Origin of the sequence: Methanoculleus sp. UBA208 (genome assembly GCF_002498065.1) — an archaeon.
Taxonomy (GTDB): domain Archaea; phylum Halobacteriota; class Methanomicrobia; order Methanomicrobiales; family Methanoculleaceae; genus Methanoculleus.
This window is the reverse complement of sequence record NZ_DAFZ01000040.1, coordinates 37,634-51,813: the sequence shown is the minus strand read 5'-3', so window position 1 is coordinate 51,813 and position 14,180 is coordinate 37,634. Positions and strand designations below refer to the sequence as shown.

Annotated in this window: 17 protein-coding genes and 1 other RNA gene; 12 read left to right on the top strand and 6 right to left on the bottom strand. The window is 64.3% G+C overall.

Annotation, left to right across the window (positions count from 1 at the left end):
• The first annotated feature begins 3 nt into the window (after nucleotides 1-3).
• The 4 genes from BRA62_RS03700 (at nucleotide 4) to BRA62_RS03685 (ending at nucleotide 3,113) form a co-directional block, all read left to right on the top strand.
• Nucleotides 4-1,026, top strand: a complete 1,023-nt coding sequence (locus tag BRA62_RS03700) for an AI-2E family transporter (RefSeq protein ID WP_292364992.1) — start codon at nucleotides 4-6, stop codon at nucleotides 1,024-1,026.
• Between the two features lie 84 nt (nucleotides 1,027-1,110).
• A complete protein-coding gene (locus BRA62_RS03695; protein WP_292364929.1) occupies nucleotides 1,111-1,632 on the top strand; it encodes a DUF1269 domain-containing protein in 522 nt (173 codons plus the stop codon).
• Between the two features lie 119 nt (nucleotides 1,633-1,751).
• Nucleotides 1,752-2,153 carry an STAS/SEC14 domain-containing protein gene (locus tag BRA62_RS03690; RefSeq protein WP_292364928.1) on the top strand — a complete coding sequence of 134 codons (402 nt, stop codon included), beginning with the start codon at nucleotides 1,752-1,754 and terminating at the stop codon, nucleotides 2,151-2,153.
• A 93-nt stretch (nucleotides 2,154-2,246) separates the two neighbouring features.
• On the top strand, nucleotides 2,247-3,113 hold the full coding sequence (locus BRA62_RS03685; protein ID WP_292364927.1) for a PHP domain-containing protein: 867 nt from the start codon (nucleotides 2,247-2,249) through the stop codon (nucleotides 3,111-3,113).
• A 6-nt stretch (nucleotides 3,114-3,119) separates the two neighbouring features.
• On the opposite strand, the gene cls is transcribed toward BRA62_RS03685, so the two are convergent.
• Complete coding sequence (gene cls, locus BRA62_RS03680; RefSeq protein WP_292364925.1) at nucleotides 3,120-4,553, bottom strand: cardiolipin synthase; 1,434 nt, start codon at nucleotides 4,551-4,553, stop codon at nucleotides 3,120-3,122.
• 128 nt (nucleotides 4,554-4,681) lie between these two features.
• Here cls and BRA62_RS03675 point away from each other — a divergent pair, with 128 nt between their 5' ends.
• The 7 genes from BRA62_RS03675 (at nucleotide 4,682) to BRA62_RS03645 (ending at nucleotide 10,783) form a co-directional block, all read left to right on the top strand.
• Nucleotides 4,682-5,074 (top strand): STAS/SEC14 domain-containing protein, encoded by a 393-nt coding sequence (locus tag BRA62_RS03675; RefSeq protein ID WP_292364923.1) that lies wholly within the window; start codon nucleotides 4,682-4,684, stop codon nucleotides 5,072-5,074.
• A gap of 58 nt (nucleotides 5,075-5,132) precedes the next feature.
• Nucleotides 5,133-5,267, top strand: coding sequence for an SHOCT domain-containing protein (locus tag BRA62_RS03670; protein WP_292364921.1), 135 nt, complete (start codon nucleotides 5,133-5,135; stop codon nucleotides 5,265-5,267).
• A gap of 63 nt (nucleotides 5,268-5,330) precedes the next feature.
• Nucleotides 5,331-6,347 (top strand): AI-2E family transporter, encoded by a 1,017-nt coding sequence (locus tag BRA62_RS03665; RefSeq protein ID WP_292364919.1) that lies wholly within the window; start codon nucleotides 5,331-5,333, stop codon nucleotides 6,345-6,347.
• Nucleotides 6,348-6,503: 156 nt separating this feature from the next.
• The gene (locus tag BRA62_RS03660) at nucleotides 6,504-8,417 is read left to right on the top strand and encodes a hypothetical protein (RefSeq protein WP_292364917.1); all 1,914 of its coding nucleotides are present in this window, start codon (nucleotides 6,504-6,506) and stop codon (nucleotides 8,415-8,417) included.
• A gap of 53 nt (nucleotides 8,418-8,470) precedes the next feature.
• Nucleotides 8,471-9,496, top strand: a complete 1,026-nt coding sequence (locus BRA62_RS03655) for a hypothetical protein (RefSeq protein WP_292364915.1) — start codon at nucleotides 8,471-8,473, stop codon at nucleotides 9,494-9,496.
• 12 nt (nucleotides 9,497-9,508) lie between these two features.
• Nucleotides 9,509-9,818, top strand: an RNA gene (ffs, locus tag BRA62_RS03650) — signal recognition particle sRNA.
• Between the two features lie 11 nt (nucleotides 9,819-9,829).
• Nucleotides 9,830-10,783: a malate dehydrogenase gene (locus tag BRA62_RS03645; RefSeq protein WP_292364914.1), complete on the top strand. Its 954-nt coding sequence runs from the start codon at nucleotides 9,830-9,832 to the stop codon at nucleotides 10,781-10,783.
• Nucleotides 10,784-10,807: 24 nt separating this feature from the next.
• Here BRA62_RS03645 and BRA62_RS03640 read toward each other — a convergent pair whose 3' ends face one another.
• The 3 genes from BRA62_RS03640 to BRA62_RS03630 are packed head-to-tail and all read right to left on the bottom strand — an operon-like array spanning nucleotide 10,808 to nucleotide 11,877.
• The gene (locus BRA62_RS03640) at nucleotides 10,808-11,062 is read right to left on the bottom strand and encodes an elongation factor 1-beta (protein ID WP_292364912.1); all 255 of its coding nucleotides are present in this window, start codon (nucleotides 11,060-11,062) and stop codon (nucleotides 10,808-10,810) included.
• A 2-nt stretch (nucleotides 11,063-11,064) separates the two neighbouring features.
• A complete protein-coding gene (locus BRA62_RS03635; RefSeq protein ID WP_292364910.1) occupies nucleotides 11,065-11,229 on the bottom strand; it encodes a zinc finger domain-containing protein in 165 nt (54 codons plus the stop codon).
• A 45-nt stretch (nucleotides 11,230-11,274) separates the two neighbouring features.
• Entirely contained in the window at nucleotides 11,275-11,877 is a 603-nt protein-coding gene (locus BRA62_RS03630; RefSeq protein ID WP_292364908.1) for a uridylate kinase, read from the bottom strand.
• A gap of 40 nt (nucleotides 11,878-11,917) precedes the next feature.
• On the opposite strand from BRA62_RS03630, the gene BRA62_RS03625 reads away from it, so the two are divergent.
• Nucleotides 11,918-13,594, top strand: coding sequence for a phospholipase D-like domain-containing protein (locus BRA62_RS03625; protein WP_292364906.1), 1,677 nt, complete (start codon nucleotides 11,918-11,920; stop codon nucleotides 13,592-13,594).
• Between the two features lie 4 nt (nucleotides 13,595-13,598).
• On the opposite strand, the gene BRA62_RS03620 is transcribed toward BRA62_RS03625, so the two are convergent.
• Entirely contained in the window at nucleotides 13,599-13,916 is a 318-nt protein-coding gene (locus tag BRA62_RS03620) for a transcriptional regulator (protein WP_292364904.1), read from the bottom strand.
• Complete coding sequence (locus BRA62_RS03615; protein ID WP_214020972.1) at nucleotides 13,913-14,146, bottom strand: winged helix-turn-helix domain-containing protein; 234 nt, start codon at nucleotides 14,144-14,146, stop codon at nucleotides 13,913-13,915. Before BRA62_RS03615 ends, BRA62_RS03620 begins: the two co-directional genes overlap by 4 nt.
• Nucleotides 14,147-14,180 lie beyond the last annotated feature (34 nt).

The following is a 14,180-nucleotide window of genomic DNA, read 5'->3' as shown; positions in this document are numbered from 1 at the left end:
GATATGACCGCCGAGAGCCTCCCTCCCCCTGCCCGTATCGCTATCGTCGGGGCGGCGGTCGTCATCGTGCTCGCGGGGATCCGGGTAGCCACCCCGATCCTCGGCCCGTTCCTCGTCGCCGTCTTCTTCGCCATGATCACCGCGCCCGTCATGACATGGCTGAGACGCCGGGGAGTGCCCCCGGTCATCGCCGCCGGTACGGTGGTCGTGGGACTCATCGGGATCCTCGTCGGGGCGCTCGCCTTCCTCGGTGCGGCCTTCACCGGGTTTATCCGATCCCTGCCGCAGTACCAGGCGAGCCTCGAGGCGCAGGCGGCCGTCCTCACCGATTACGGCATCGACCCCGGCAGCTTCACGGTATGGGACTACGTCGACCAGGGGTTCGTGATCCAGCAGGCGGCCGGGCTCGCCCGGCAGGTCGGGAGCATCACCTTCGACATCTTTCTCGTCTTCGTCGGGATCGGGTTTCTTCTCCTTGAGGGGCCGCGGCTCAAGGCTGCCCTCGCGCGGCGCCTGGGACCGGCGAGCTCACTCTACCGGCACTTCTCGCAGTCGGGCCGGATCCTCATCGATTACGTGGTGGTCAGGACGAAGGTGAACCTGATCACCGGCGTCGGGACCGGGCTCTTCCTCACCCTCCTCGGGGTCGACTTTGCGGTGCTCTGGGGGTTCATCGCCTTCGTCCTGAGCTATGTCCCCTACATCGGCCTCGCTGCAGCCGCGATCCCGCCCACCCTCCTCGCTCTCATCGAGTTCGGGCCGGCAGGGGCTATAACCGTCATCGTCGTCATCGCCCTCATCGACGCCGCCGCCGAGAACCTCGTCCTTCCCCGGATGGCCGGGCGGGAACTCAACCTCTCGCCGTTCGTCGTCCTCTTCTCCGTCGTCTTCTGGGGATTCGTCCTTGGGGCGGTCGGGATTTTCCTCGCCATACCGCTGACGATCGCGGTGAAGCTCCTCCTCGAGAGCTGGGAGGAGACCCGGTGGATTGGAGAGATGATGGGCAACGGGGGCCGGGAGGAGTAGGCCGCGCCCTGCACCGGGCCGACCGCAGGAAATATATAGCCTCAATTATATTTTCGGCTGCATGCCAATTGCAGTGGAGGATATATGAGCGATCTGATTGCCATCGCCTACGATGGCGAAGAAACCGCGTTCAGGGTCAGGGACAGGCTTGTCGACCTGACAAAGGAGCACACCATCGAACTGGAGGACCTGGTGGTCGTCGTCCACCACCGGGACGGGAAGACCGAGATCAAGCAGGCCACCAACCTGGCCGGCATGGGGGCGCTCTCGGGCGCCTTCTGGGGACTGCTGATCGGCCTGATCTTCTTCGCGCCGATCTTCGGGCTCGCCATCGGCGCGATCGCCGGGGCACTCGCCGGGCGTTTCTCCGACTACGGCATCGACGACAGGTTCATCAAAGAAGTCGCGGAGAACGTCAAGCCGGGCAACTCCGCGATCTTCCTGCTCGTTAAGAAGATGACGCCGGACAAGGTGGTCGACGCCATCAAAGAGTACGGGGGCCATGTCATCCGGACGTCGCTCTCGGAGACGGAGGAAGCGAACCTCCGCGACGCCTTCGGTGCCGGGACGGCGGCGACGGCCGAGGTTCCGCCACCCACCGCGTGAGCGGCCGGGTGAAGGCGGTTGCCCTCCCCGGTACGGCAGCCCCACGGAGAGCAGCATGCGGGGGGCCGGCCGGGTGACGGCCGGAACCTTTTTCTCATTCGCCCCGGAGAGGGGGCGCCATGCTTGAGAAGATGGCAACAGGTTCGGGAGACGTCGTCGGGTTCCGGTTCGACGGCGAGATGACGGCAAAAGGCTACGACGGGACACTGATCCCGGCGCTTGAGGAGGCGGAGAGAAGCCACCCGACCCTCCGGATACTCTTTCATATCGTGAACTTCCACGGCTGGAAGTCGCACGGGCACTGGGAGAACCTCAAGGACTGGCCGGGGATGGAGAAGGTCGACCGGATTGCGATCGTCGGCGGGGAGAAGTGGGAAGAGTGGATGAACCACCTGCCGGGACTCTTTGTGGGCTTTACCGGGATAGACGTGCGCTACTTCACCGACGACCACCTGGCGGCAGCCCTCGACTGGCTGCGGGAGCCGGTGGCCGCCGAGGAGGCCGCTGTTGGGATGGGATAGCGGCATCGGGGCGCGAACGACTCCCTCCCGGGGGAACGGGCAACCCTTTTTCATCCCCCGCGACCCATCGGTGATCAGGCAGACAGCGATCCCATGCGCTATTATAAGGATATTATATTCGAGAAACCCCTGCCGAAAGAGATTCGGCGGCTCGATCTTCTCCCGGCGGACCTCCACTTCCACACCCGGCACTCCGACTCCGCCACCCGCGTGCGGGACGCGCTGAAACTCGCGGCCCGGCGGGGAGTCGGGCTTGCGATCACCGACCACAACCAGATCGGCGGCGTGGCTGAGGCACAGCGGCAGGGAATCCGGGTTCCCCTCGTTCCCGGGATCGAGGTCAGCGCCAACGACGGGCCGCACATCCTCCTCTACTTTTACTCGGCGTCCGACCTCAAAGACTTCTACCGGCGCCACGTCGAGAGAAACAGAAGGAACGGACCTTTCACCGCGATACGCCTCGATACACCAGATATCCTCGATCGCCGGGAGGGCTACGCCTGCATCGCCGCCGAAGCGCACCCCTGCGGCTACGCCTTCTTGAACCGGGGGGTCGAGCGGTGCGTCGCCGGCGCGTGCATCGGCGAAGAAGTCTTCTCGCGCCTCGACGCCCTCGAGGTGATCTGCGGCGGGATGGCCCGGTCCCACAACCTGAGAGCGGCCGGGCTCGCCGTCACCCACGGTCTCGGGCGGACCGGCGGGACCGACGGCCACCTCCTTCACGAGCTCGGCGGAGTCGTCACCTGCGCCGAGGCCGATACCGTGGAAGAGCTCCTGGACGCCATCCGGGCGAGAAAGACGGTCGTCATCGGCCGTGAACGCCCGCTCGTCGAGAAGGCGGTGATGGGGACCGCGGTCCTCCCGCACCACCTCCCCTACACCGTCCCCATCCTCCAGGCCCGCTGGGAACAGAGCCTCCCCCGGATCAGGAAGTTCGTCCAGGGCCGGCTGAACCGGTGAAGGATCTCACCCGAGCGGCGAGAAGAGACGGGAGACCGACTCCTTCACCCGGACCCTCCGGGACCGTGCCTGGTAGTCCTCCGGTGTGATCTCGGTGGAGAGGGCGAGATCTTCCTCGAACGCCCGAGCAAGATCGGCCCCGACGGCTGCATCGTAGAAGAAGGCGTTTGCCTCGAAGTTCAGCCGGAAACTCCGGACGTCCCAGTTCGCGCTCCCGACCGAACCCGCTTTTTTGTCGACGACGATCGTCTTAGCGTGGAGGAACCCGTCGTCGTAGGTGTAGGCCCGGACCCCGGCATCAAGCAGGTCGCCGATGAACGAGAGGGTCGCCCAGTAGACGAACGGGTGATCGGGCCTGCAGGGGATCATGATCCGGACGTCGACCCCGGAGAGCGCCGCGAGGCGCAGGGCGTCGGTGACGCTCTCGTCCGGTATGAAGTAGGGCGTCTGGATGTAGACCGACTCCCGGGCGGAGTTGATAAGCTTGAGATACCCCTCCTTTATCGGGTTCCACCGGGTATCCGGGCCGCCGGAGACGATCTGGATGGGCGTCGTGCCGGGAACGTCCCCGTCGGGGAAGTAGCGCGCCTCGAGGCGCGAGTGCTCGCCGGTTGCGTAGTTCCAGTCGAGGAAGAACCGGAGCTGGAGCATCCGGGCGGCCTCTCCCGTGATCCGGACGGCGGTGTCGCGCCAGCGGCCGAGCGGCCCTTTCCCGAGATAATCATCCCCGATGTTGAACCCGCCGATGAACCCCACGGTCCCGTCGATGACGGCAATCTTTCTGTGGTTGCGGTAGTTGACCCGGAAGATAGAGGGGAAGAAGACCCCGATCTTCCCGCCGGCGTCCGTCAGTTCCTCAAAAGCCGCCCGCGACCCGCCCCCGGCCCGGGACCCCATCGCATCGAAGAGGAGGCGGACCTCGACGCCCTCCCGCGCCTTCTGTGCGAGGGCGTGGACAACCGCCCGCCCGAGGTCGTCGTCGTTGATGACGAAATACTCCAGGTGGATGTGGTTGCGTGCCATGCGGATCGCGGCAAAGAGTGCGTCGAACTTATCCTCACCCCGGGTGTAGACGTCGACCCGGTTCCCATCGGTCAGGCACGCCCGGTTGTTCCGGAGGAGGAGGAAGATCACGTCGCGGAACTCCTCCGCCTCCGGGGTGGTGAACGAGTGGCGGCGAGCTGCGAGCGCACGGTGCTGCTCCTCGAAGGTCTCCTGGAGGAAACAGCGATCTTCCTGCTCCTTGACGACGAACATCCTCTGCCGGGTGTAGTTCTGCCCGAGGAGCAGGTAGAGCACAAAACCGACGGGCGGCAGGAAGAAGAGGACCATCAGCCAGGCCGTCGTCGCTGTCGGGTTTCTCCGCTCGAAGAAGACGATCGTGACGGCGAATATGATATTGAGGGCCAGGATGAACCCTATTGAGAGTTCCAGCTCCATTTAAAAGACCCCCCTGCCGCGACAGGATATTGCCGCCTATCACGCACAGGGGTATATACATATACCCACCGGCGTACCACCGCCGACCAGCCATACCTTTTTTTCTTTGGAGGCCCATAGGGGCACCCATGCTTGACCGGATGAAGGAAAGTTCAGGAAGTGTTCTCGGGTTCCGGTTCGACGGGAAGTTGAGCGAGAGCGACTATGCCACCATTCTGATCCCGGAACTCGAACGAGCTATGCAGAACCACCGCAACGTCCGGATCCTCTTAAAGATCGAGGGGTTCCGCAGCTGGAGGCCGGGAGAGGGCTGGGATGCCTTCAGGCAGTGGCCGGGGCTGGAGCAGGTCGACCGGATCGCCGTCGTCGGCGGAGAACGGTGGCGGGAATGGATGAACCACCTGCCGGGGCTTTTTGTCGGTTTTACCGGGATCGACGTGCGCTACTTCCCGGAGAACCGTCTCCGGGACGCCTGGGGCTGGCTCCGGGAAGGGCTCGTGGTCCTCCCGGTCCCTGAATGAGGTTTTGGGTAGCCGCCCTCCTTCGACCGATCCAGACGTGGCCGCAATCGAGGCGGGCATGGCGAAAGAGCAGGCTCCGCAGCCTGCAGAACCATCCTACATCGACGAGCTGGAGAGACTTGCCGGGCTTCGGGATAAAGGGATCATCACCGAGGAAGAGTTCCAGGCCAAAAAGCAGCTCCCGGGATCGTAGGTCCGGAGATTCCGGAATGGACAGCCCCCTAATGACGGTCGTATCTGCAGGAGGGAGGTAGCCATGCCCGCTCCGGCCCGCCTCGAATCCCTCACCCGGGTTGTCATCGTCGCTGCCGTCGTCGTCACCGGCATGCACCTCGGCGCCGCGGTTGTAAGCCCGGTGCTCGTCGGGTTCATCCTGGCTGTCGTCGTCACGCCGACCGTGCATCGCCTGGAAGAGCGCGGGCTGCCCCGGGTGGCAGGGGCGCTGGCGATGATCGGGGTGATTGCCGGTGTTGCCCTGCTGCTCGTCGCACTCCTGAGCCTGTCGCTTGTCGAACTCGACAGCGCGCTGCCTGCCTACCAGGACCTTCTGCGAGCACAGCTTGTGGGGCTGCAGTCGTGGTTTGCAGACCTGGGAATTCCGGTATCGGTACAACCGCCCGAATCACCGAACGGCTCCATGGTTATCCCGCCGCTCTGGGAGATTCTCGCCGAACTCTCTGTCCTGGCCATCGATTTTCTGGTCATCCTGATTGTAACCGTCCTCATGCTCCTGGAGGTAGCCTCTTTCCGGGGGAAACTCGTGCAAAGCCTGGGATCCGACGCTATGGCGGAACTCAACCGCTCCGCGAGTGATCTGGTTGCATATGCGTCTTTGCGCACCAAAAGCGGGCTTGCGACCGGTATCGCTGTCGCGATTCTCCTGCTGCTCCTCGGGATCGACGCCCCGGCGCTCTGGGCGGTCCTGATCGTCGTGCTCGGCTACATCCCCTACTTCGGACTGCCTATCGCATCGGTGCCCCCTATGGGGCTTGCCTGGCTCCAGCACGGCCTCCCGGGGGCACTTGCCGTTGCGGTCGGCATCTCTATCATCGACGTTCTCGCCCGCCGCTTCCTCCTGCCGTACCCTGCCGAGCGGGCGCTCCGAATCTCCCCACTGGCGATCATACTCTCGGTCCTCGGCTGGACACTGGTGCTCGGCGTCCCGGGACTGTTTCTGGCAGCTCCTCTGACGCTTCTCGTAAAGGCGGTGCTGTCGGGTTCGGAAGAGACACGATGGATGGCGATACTGATGGAGCAGTCCGGGGATGTTTGAAGTCCTGAAAAACCCTCCACGGAGCGATAGGCTACATGCCCCAAAATGTAATATATCGGCAATAATAATGCAATCCGCCGAACCCTGCGATCGAACTCAAAAAGATCCCATAAACGCCGTCTACGAGGTGATTGGACTGTTGATGGAGCGGACCTGATGCATGCCGGGACCGGTCGGCCGGTGCGGGAACCGGGAGGCCGGAACGGTCGAACCCGTGCAGTAAGGAGAGCGCTCTTCCTGACTCTCCTGCTCGCAGTACTGGTGGGCACCACGACCGCCCAGATGCAGGAGAATGCCGGTGTTCAGGAGCTGACCGGGAGAATAGAGCCCGGTCAGGCAATCTTCTACGATCTCCCCGGCCTGCAGGCAGGAGAGAGCCTGTACGCCTATGCGGAGGGAACCTCAGGAAACCTTGACCCGTTCCTCGCCGTAGCGACCCCGGATCTCAACACGAGCCGGGTGCGTAACGAATTCGCAATCGAGGTGAACAGCTCGCTTGCAGCGGGGCAGGACCCGCTCAGGGTGATCCCGAAGACTGCCGGCCGGTACTTCCTCGCCTGGAACGACGATACGAACGGCACCTACGACTCCGCCCTGCAACACCGCATTCCCGCCGACGGCGACTATCTCCTGATCGTGATCGGCTCCCCGGCAAAACGCCAGCAGACCTTCGGAGACTATCGCCTCCTGGTCGGGATCGACGCCCCGCAGGTGCTGACCGGCCAGGCCGAACCGGCCGGAGCCACCATCGCGATCCTGAATGCCTCGGCTTCGAAGATGCGCGTCGGCGTCCGGGAGGTGACGGGGAACCTCTCCGCCAACATATCGTCGACCTTCTACACCTTGAGCCCGGTAGAGACGAACGACACCTTCTACGCCTTCATCGAAGCGACCTCCGGGAACCTGACCCCGGCGATGGTCCTGCGGGACTACGGCGGCAAGCCCCTCGCAGCGGTGGCTCCCGCAACGGGGACGACGAGCGCCACGCTCCAGTACACCTTCTCCGGCGCCAGCAGCAACAACCGGCTGGAGGTGCTCTCAAGCCCGCTGAACGGGGCCAACACGACAGGAGACTTCCGCCTGCTGACCGGCCTGAACGCCCCCGGCGTGCTCGCGGGCAACGAGTCGCCCGGAGGCCGGCCCGTCCTGCAGGAGCCCATTCCTGTCAAGGTCGGCGTCCAACTCGACCAGATCACCAGCGTGGACCAGGTCAGCGAGAACTTCGCCGCGGTGGCAAATATCTGGATGGAATGGACCGACCCTGCCCTGACATTCAGCCCGGACGAATGCGGATGCCGGGTCAAGATCTATCGAAGCATCGACGATTTCGTCGAGGCCGAGGGTTCACGGTGGCCGGAGTTTACGCTCTACAACCAGCAGGCGCAGCGCTGGACGCAGAACCAGATCATCGTGGTGCAGCCCAACGGCACCGCCACCTACTTCGAGCACTTCTGGACGACCCTGCAGGCACCGGACTTCAACTTCAGGACCTACCCGTTCGATACCCAGGATTTCTACCTCCGCATCGACTCGCTCTACCCTGAAGAACTTTACATTTATGAGTCCTGGCCGGAGAAGACCGCCGTCGGCACCCAGCTCGGGGAGGAGGAGTGGTACATCACCTCGAGCGACACCAACATCAGCACGGTCGAGATCACGACCGAGAACTCCCGCTACTCATTCCACTTCGAGGCGGCCCGTCACCTGACCTTCTACATTCTCCGCATCCTGCTGCCCATCCTGATCATCATCATCCTGACCTACATCACGTTTCTCCTCAAGGACTATGGCAAGCGGGCCGAGATAGCCAGCGCCAATCTGCTCCTCTTCATCGCGTTCAACTTCACCATCGCCGGCGACCTGCCGCACCTCGGCTACCTGACCTTCCTTGACACCATCCTGGTCGCCACCTTCGTCATCACCGGTGCAACCGTCGCCTACAACCTCTACCTGAGATGGCTGGCGACGGAGGCAGAGAAAGAGATCGCCGAGCGGATCGACCGGGTGATGGTCTGGTTCTACCCGGCCGCGTACGTCGCTGCGCTCATTCTCGCCTTGCTGCTCTTCTGAGCACGGCGCCGCTGCCGCACGCATATTTATGTATCGACGGCCAATGCACTGGCATGAACTGCCCGGTCTGCGGGGGAGACTGCATCGAGGACGCTCCCGCGCTCCTTGCACGCCTGCCGCACGCTTTCACCCCCTGCCCCGACTGCATGGGGCTCACCTATGACAAGCGCGCCCCGCCCCCCGACCTCTCTCCTGCCGAGCCCTGCCCCTCCTGCGCCAAGCGGTTCATCGACGAGGTCTTCGCCCACATCTACCGGGTGATGGCCGCTGAGGGAGACCTTGCCGGGACCGAACCCCTCGCCGCCGCGGGGACGCCGCTCGTCCACCCCGGATTCGCCATGCGCTCGCCCCCCTATCTCCCGCCCGATTCACTCGTCCTCCTCTCCCGCTCGGCCGGGGAGCGGGCGGCCGCCCGCCTGGTCGCCGAAGTCCCGGAGGTCCGGGGGGTCGTCAGGACGGGTGCCGGAGCACCGGGAATCAGCGACACCGACGCGGAGCCCGCCGGGCATACCCTCCTTGCCGGGTGCGACGTCCGGGCCGACGTCTTCCCCACCCGCGCGGGACCCGTCGCTGTCTACAAACAGCAGTCGGTCCTGCACGTCGAGTTCCCCCGGGGCCGCGACGAAAAGATCCTCTCGCTCGAGCGCGAGATAGATCGATACCGCCCCCGGACGTTCGTCGACGCCTGTTGCGGCGCCGGCACCCTCGGCCTCGCCGCCGCCCGGGCGGGCATCCCGCGGGTGATTGCGAACGACGCCTGGTACGCGGCGGCTTACTGGACCGCCTGCAACCTCCGGGTGAACCGGGAGTTCCTCGGGATCGAGGAAGTGACGATGCACCGGTCTTGCGACGACCTCCGGCGCCGGCCGGTCGCGCGGGACCCCGTCCCGGTAGCCAGCGCCGCCGGGGCGCAGGAGATCGAGGTCTACCAGGGCGATCTGCGGCTGCTCCCGGCCGTCCTCCCGCCCGAAATCGACCTTGCCGCCCTCGACCTCTTCGAGAAGGCGGACGGACGCAAGGTCGAGGAGATCACCCGGGCCTGGCGTGCCCGGGTGGGCGGAGCTATTTTTATCCCATAGACTCCAGTATATACGGGGACTAGCCCGGGTGGCTCGGCGTCACCTGTCACCCGAAACCGCCGTTAGCGGGGGGCGAAGTCTGAGGAAGGCCGCAGCGGCCTGCAGGATCCTCTGCGTCCCGACTGAGAAGCCTCGTCCCATGAGGTCGGCGGAGAGGGATCAAAGCCCCGGAGGGGGCGGCGACCTTTTGCCGCGGGTACCGGTTCAGGCCCGGAAGGGAGCAGACTTACCGTGGACGTTCGGCGCCCATGGGGTTGCGGGGTGGAGGAGGGATGCAGCGGTGAATGCCTGTGCGCACGGTCGACCGAGGACGTGTCCCCAACGGCGATCTCCATGGCAAAAGTAACGATTCTTGGGGCTACAGGGAACGTCGGCGTATTTGCGGCCCACACCATATCCGAAATCCCGTACGTCAGCGACATGCTGCTCATCGGGAGGCCCGGACGCGAAGATTTTCTCGCGGGCTGCTGCCGTGACTTATCCGACTCGTTCGCTGCACGAGGCACCGACGTCCGGCTCTCGTACAGTACGAGCCTTCTCGATGCAAAAGACTCGGATGTCATCATCTGCACGGCAGGTGTGCCCCGTCGGCCCGGCCAGGACCGTAACGACCTTGCCTTCGAGAACGCAAAGATCACCGCCGAAACCGCCGAAACCATCGGCAGGTCTTCACCCGACGCCATCCTCTTTCTGGTGACGAACCCTGTCGACGTCATGACCGCCGTCGCCCTGAAGTATTCGGGGTTCCAGCCGAGGCAGATCTTCGGCCTCGGGACGCATCTCGACTCGATGCGCTTGAAGTCCCTTATTGCGCACTATTTCCGGGTCCACGTCAGCGAGGTGCATACCCGCATCATCGGCGAGCACGGCGAGAGCATGGTTCCGCTCTGGTCGGCGACGACGATCGGCGGCATCCGGATCAACAACCTGCCCACCTTCTCGGGCCTGCCCGCGCAGGAGATGATCGATACCGTCAGAACGAGCGGCGAGGCAATCATCAGGGATAAGGGCGCCACCGTCTACGGGCCCGGAGAAGCGATTGCAACCCTTGTGAAGACAATCCTCGGGAACGAGAACCGTATCCTCACCGTTTCAAGTTACATCAAAAGCGAGATCCACGGGATCGGCGATGTCTGCATCGGCGTGCCCGCCCGCATCAACCGGGACGGCGTTTTCCCGGTTCCGCTCAGCCTCGAAGAGGACGAAGTCGCCGGATTTAAGGAATCGGTCGAAAAGATCCGCAGGATCACTGCCGATGTGATGGAGCGGCTCGAAGAGACTCGTTAGGAAAAGTGGGTATCGGGAATCCACTTATACAAGCGTGGATTCGATGATCTCGGCGCTTGCGACGCCTTCAAGGTTCTGGAGCGCTGCTTCGACTTCATCGGGAGCCCCCGCTTTGTCGGGGACGACGATGGCGGCTTTCAGCGCCACGAGGCCGAAGCCGATCGGTTCTTCCCGGATATCGTCGACCGGAACGGCCGCCTTGACCGCTGCTTTGAGCGCTTCACGGTCGACATCGGGGGATTCCGGCATTATCTTCACGATTATGGCTACGTTTCCCATGGTTATGGCCCCCCAAACCCGCACTTCGGGCATGTATACCCTATGCTCTGCTCCCTGCACCGGTAGCACCGGTTGATCTCTTGCGCGCACACCGGGCACGGGAACCAGGTGGAGCCTTCCTCGGCCAGCGTGGCATTGCAGGAGGTACATCGATCTCTCGCTGTCATCGTCGTTTCCTCGAATGTTAACCTATCATATCGCCGCCGCAGCAATTAAAATCTCGGATCGACGAGCGTCCCGACGACTGCCTCATCCCGGAGGGCACGGCGAACCCGGTCAGCGTGCCTGCCGTTCACCACCCGGGCCCGCAGGTTGTGCTCGAAGACGAACCGGATGAACGCCGGATCGACCTCTTCGGAGGTGATGGAAGGGTCCTCGACCCTTGAAAGGAGCCTGCGGCGATGGCGGATGCCGTCGACCGATTTGAGGAGAAGGAGGTCGGCCGGGAGTTCTTTCGCGACCCAGGCGGCGATGGTGTCGGAAGTGACGTCCCAGGAGTGGGGGAGGGGGTCGACTCGCCGAAGAGCGCAGTAGGGGAGGAGGACCGTCACCTCCGCCGGAAGCGCAAGGGTGGAAGCCGCCGGGACGCCGTGCGAGGCGATATACCACGAAAACTGCTCCATGCCGGCGATCGCCATCCAGTGGGCGGCGTCCTCGGAGACATCGAGCCGCCGGACGAGGTCGGCGAACTTCCCGCCGCCGGGCACGATCAGCACCGGGCGTCCGGCCTCGCGGAAGATCTCGAGCAGGGGGGCGATTCGGTCAAAGAGGCTCCCCCCAACCTTGACGACCAGCGGGGGTGCGGGCGTTGTCATATCGTTTTGCTATTAAACCGGAGAAGACATAACTTTGCGTATGCGCCGGATCGCCGCCGCCGTCCTGCTCCTCTGCCTCCTTGCCGGCACGGCCGGCGGCATTCAGATCGTCGAGTTCTGCCCGGACCCCTACCAGCCCGGCGACCCCGACGAATACCTGGTGCTCGAGGGGGAGGGGGTCCTCGACGGCTACGTCCTCTCGGACGGCGAGGGCGGGTACCGGTTCCCGCCGGGAACACGGATCGACGGGCGGTTGACGGTCGCGAGGGGGGGGCCTGCGTTCGAGCGGGCCCACGGTTACCTTCCCGACTTCGAGATCGAGGCGCGGACAGCGGAGGTGCCGGACGTGATCCCGAACGGGAACCTCCTGATGGCGAACCGGGCCGACGAACTTCTCCTCTACCACGGGACCACCCTCGTCCAGCAGGTCGCCTGGCCCGCCGACGTCCACCCGCGGGAAGGGCAGATCCACTACCAGGAGGACGGCGTCTGGGACCCGCGCCCGCTCTCCATCGGCCAGTCCCGTCTTCTACCCGCGACCTTCGAGGGCGTCGCGGTGACCGCGTTCGCTGCGCCGGACTGTTCGTACGAGGTATTCTCGGCGGCCGTCGCGGAGGCGGAACACGAGATCCTGGTGAACGTCTACGAGTTCACCGATGAAAAGATGGCAAGGGACCTCATCTCTGCCCGCGAGCGAGGGGTTGCCGTAACCGTTCTCCTCGAGGGCGGGCCGGTGGGCGGCGTCTCCGCGGAAGGGCGGGCGGTCGCGGGCGCCCTCAACCGGAGCGGCATCCCGGTTCTTTCGATGACGACGACGGATGCCGCCCACGCAAAGTACCGCTACGACCATGCCAAGTATCTCGTCATCGACGGGAGCACCGTTCTGCTCGGGAGCGAGAACTTCAAGCCCGGCGGCTACCCGGAGGCGGGGCTGCAGGGCAACCGCGGGTGGGGCGTCCTCCTCGAGGACCCCAAACTCGCGGCCTACTTCAGGGAGGTCTTCCTCCTCGATGCGGCGGGCGGGGATATCGTCCCGCTCGAGGGCACGGCGGCCGAGCTCTGCACGCCCTGGGCGCCCGACTACACGGTCGAGTTCACAGTCTGCCGTGCGGAGGGGGCGCGGGTGACCCCTGTCGTGTCCCCCGACACAAGCGCGCTCATCCTCGGGCTGATCGAAGGGGCGCAGGAGAGCATCGCGATCGAGCAGGCCTACATCACGAACGAGACGGGGCATGACCTCAACCCCTACCTTGCGGCCGCGATCGACGCCTCCCGGCGGGGGGTTGCGGTACGGGTGCTCCTCGACTCGGCCTGGTTCAACACCGAGGGCGACGCGGACAACGACGAGATGGTCGGGGTCATCAACCGGTTCGCCGCGGCGGAAGGGCTGCCGCTCGAAGCGCGGCTCGCGGACCTCGAGGCGAACGACCTCGACAAGATCCACAACAAGGGGGTCATCGTCGACGGCCGGACGGTGCTCGTCAGCAGCATCAACTGGAACGCCAACTCGCCGGCGTTCAACCGGGAAGCGGGCGTGATCATCGAGCACCCGGATATCGCCGCCTACTACACCGGGGTCTTTGAAGATGACTGGAATGTCTCGAATGAAGAAGGAGCGGGCGGTGCTCCCGGACCGGACCGGCTCAAAATAGTGGCGGCGGCGTGCATACTCGCCGGGCTTACGGGGCTCTACCTCTACCGGCGGAGGCGCACCTGAGGCCTTACCGTCTTCCGACAGGATCGGCGGAGCGGCAGACGTCGCAGATGGTTATCGTCCCCTCACCCGAGGCGACGGCGGAGACCCACCGCTCGATGACCATATCAAGGTCGCCGGGGAAATTTTCCCGGTTAAATCCGCGTTTCCGGCTCATGTACTGGGATATCGCGGCCCTGCTGATCCCGAGACGCTTCGAGGCCTCGCTCTGGCTGATCCCGCGCTCGTTCACCAGGCGGTAGACCATCTCGGCACGCATCTGGGGGAGCAGTCTGCGGACGAGGGAATCGCAGCGCATGATGTCGCAGGAATAAGGCTCGGTCATTGCACAGACACCATCTGGGATTCTTTGTACTCGTAGAGGATCTGCCGGGCGTCCCTGAAGTTGAACTTCTCCACGATCATATCGTTATCCTTGAGTCGCTTTAAAGCATATCGGACGGTGCGGGGGGCCAGGCTGCTGAGGCGGACGAGCTCCTTATGGGTCAGGGCACCCCCGTCCTCAAGCAGCAGAAGGATCTTTTTGGAGGAGGGGGGAAGGTTCACATCATCCATGCAGGATCGTTAACGCTGTTAACATATCAAACTG